Below are 2,546 nucleotides of genomic sequence, written 5' to 3' on the forward strand. Positions count from 1 at the left end.
GAGAAACGCCAAACCTTGGCATGCCCCGCAATTCCCAGTATTAGGATTTACTATGGCGGTTATGGCTCAAGTATGACACCAACTTTGGCACTCCTCTGGCGTAGCAAAGAAGAGCCAAACTTTCGCATGCCCTAGGATCGCCCAACTAAGGCTATAGTTAGGCACCGTACTTTGGCACTGATGAGTGCCATGGCGCAAAAACCTAACTGCGCCAAAGTTGGGCCCTTATGTTTGCCAGACCTTTGCCCAAGTTGGGCATTCCTCTGGCGTGCTACCTGGGTATTGATGTGACTTTGCCCACAGCTCCTTTTATTGCACTCATATCACCAACCTTAATTGGTTGTTGGATCATAATAATAATTCCGCTGATAAAATTAGTTATTAACGCCAGTTTCGTATTAATAGAGGAACCGAATAGCTGATAGTAACTGGGTTACGGGTAATTTGATAATACTGTTTTTGTTATAAAATGTACTTAAAACTGCATAACTTTTTAGTAAATTGTCTTTTCTGACTATATATACTAAATTGTAAAACTTGTCACACCTCTTACAAACCTTGAAAGGATAAGGATTATAGCATATTCATTAACCATAGTTTAGGCATCTTAATACGAACCTCGCGTATTAAACAGCAGCTATCTAGGCAAAGTATAATTGTTAGTAGGAGGCGTATTGCAAGACTAATGCAAGAAGCTAGTTTTATATGTAAAACTTAACGTAACTTTAAAGCCACTACTGACTCTATTCATAACAAACAAATTGCTCCTAATTTATTGGATAGAAAATTTAAAGTTCCTGATGCTAATTGTTATTGGGTTGGAGATATAACCTATGTACCAACTAGTGAAGGTTGGCTATATTTAGCAACAGTTATTGATCTATTTTCTAGAAAAATTATAGGATGGTCTATGAATAATAATATGAAGGCTGATTTGGTTAATAATGCTTTATTAATGGCAGTATGGCAACGTAAGCCACCGACAGGGCTTATTTGGCATACTGATAGAGGTAGCCAACATTGTGCTTAGAGTCATTTAAAATTATAAAACAACATGGTATTAAACAGAGTATGAGTCGTAAAGGCAATTGTTGGGATAACGCTGTTGCTGAAAGTTTCTTTCATACTATAAAAGCAGAATTAGTGTTTCAACACAAATTTAAAACTAGGGAGGAAGCAAAACATGCCATATTTGAATATATAGAGGTATTTTATAATCGTATAAGAATGCATTCTGCTAACGATTATCTATCACCAGTAAAAGTACGAAGAAATACAAAAATGTGCATAACAAACTATCCAGAAAAGTGTTGACAGATCAGGATGGACTAAATAACTTTTTCAACTAAATTCTTCTATTATACTCATATATTAATGACCCAGCGTACAAGTTATTGTAATAATAAATCTATAACTCTAAAGGCAACATGGCATAAAAAATTTAAAACAAGAGGCCTATTGTTAGCAATGGATAAAAATTGATACAGTTGCTCTTCCTAGCACGATCCATGTTTAGATGCAACAGAACCATCTTTCTATAATTGACAGTGACATTTATTTTGCAAGGTGGTAGAAACTTTTATACCATGGCTCAAATTCTTTATAAAAATCATCGACAAAACAGAATAAACTATGGTAATCTATGTTCATTCGACTTCCTTCGAAACTAATTATTTGAAACTAAAATTATATCTAGCAACTAAGCCCAAAACAAATATTTTTGTCTATGTTACTCAAACTTTTAGCTCATATTGTGATCTTAAATCTTACAGGAGTTTCGAAAGAAGTCTACTAGGGTAACATTTTTTGGTTAAAACTCTAAAATATCCTAATAGCTTCAGCTGTTCAGCTAGTGTCTTCCACAGTTGGGGTTAAAGATATAAAAACTTGAGTCATAGCATGAATAAAATATTGATAACAGGAGCAGCTGGTTTAATTAGATCAACTTTACTAGAGAGATTAGAAAAGCATGATTATGAAATAATTTCCTGTGATATAAGGTTAAGGGATAATCCACTAAGTTTTTATTCTGAACAGATAATACCATTGCTTAATGAATGCAGTGGTATTATCCATCTCGCAGGAATTTCAAGAGTTATTCATGGAGAGCAATATCCAGATTTATGTAATAAGGTTAATGCTGCAGAAACAATAAACTTTTTAGAACTATGTAAGATCATGCCTCATAAACCTTGGTTTATTTATGGAAGTAGCAGAGAAGTATACGGGGCACAAAGCAAATTACCAGTAAAAGAATCTGCTTCTTTAAACCCAGTAAATAATTATGCTAATGGCAAAGTATTAATAGAAAAGTTTATAGTAGATTTAGAAAATACTGGTTTTAATGTAGCAGTTTTAAGATTTTCAAATGTATATGGTGGTTTATTAGATCATGATAGTAGAGTAGTGCCTGCATTTTGTATTAATGCATTAAAAGCGAACCTATAAGAATAGAAGGTAAGGAATGTGTGTTTGATTTTATTTATTTAGAAGATGTAGTAAATGGTATATCTTTAGCTGTGAATCATTTGCAAAATGTAAAGTCT

4 protein-coding genes are annotated in these 2,546 nt (G+C 33.5%); 3 read left to right on the top strand and 1 reads right to left on the bottom strand.

From position 1 onward, the window contains the following. Positions 1-271 precede the first annotated feature (271 nt). Complete coding sequence (locus tag REIS_RS16610; protein ID WP_160143019.1) at positions 272-403, bottom strand: mechanosensitive ion channel domain-containing protein; 132 nt, start codon at positions 401-403, stop codon at positions 272-274. A gap of 372 nt (positions 404-775) precedes the next feature. On the opposite strand from REIS_RS16610, the gene REIS_RS13710 reads away from it, so the two are divergent. The 3 genes from REIS_RS13710 to REIS_RS10265 all read left to right on the top strand — a co-directional run bounded on the left by REIS_RS13710 (position 776) and on the right by REIS_RS10265 (position 2,448). Next, positions 776-1,030 carry a DDE-type integrase/transposase/recombinase gene (locus REIS_RS13710; RefSeq protein WP_160143017.1) on the top strand — a complete coding sequence of 85 codons (255 nt, stop codon included), beginning with the start codon at positions 776-778 and terminating at the stop codon, positions 1,028-1,030. Then, positions 1,021-1,314 (top strand): IS3 family transposase, encoded by a 294-nt coding sequence (locus REIS_RS17640; RefSeq protein ID WP_040614924.1) that lies wholly within the window; start codon positions 1,021-1,023, stop codon positions 1,312-1,314. The genes REIS_RS13710 and REIS_RS17640 overlap by 10 nt, the downstream gene beginning before the upstream one ends. Positions 1,315-1,899: 585 nt before the next feature. Continuing rightward, positions 1,900-2,448 carry an SDR family oxidoreductase gene (locus REIS_RS10265; RefSeq protein ID WP_241760980.1) on the top strand — a complete coding sequence of 183 codons (549 nt, stop codon included), beginning with the start codon at positions 1,900-1,902 and terminating at the stop codon, positions 2,446-2,448. The last annotated feature ends 98 nt before the right edge of the window (positions 2,449-2,546 follow it).

The organism is Rickettsia endosymbiont of Ixodes scapularis, assembly GCF_000160735.1.
Classification (GTDB): domain Bacteria; phylum Pseudomonadota; class Alphaproteobacteria; order Rickettsiales; family Rickettsiaceae; genus Rickettsia; species Rickettsia tamurae.

Excerpts from the sequence above, each read along its gene's own strand:
- REIS_RS10265 (WP_241760980.1), top strand. The coding sequence starts at position 1,900 with ATGAATAAAATATTGATAACAGGAGCAGCTGGTTTAATTAGATCAACT.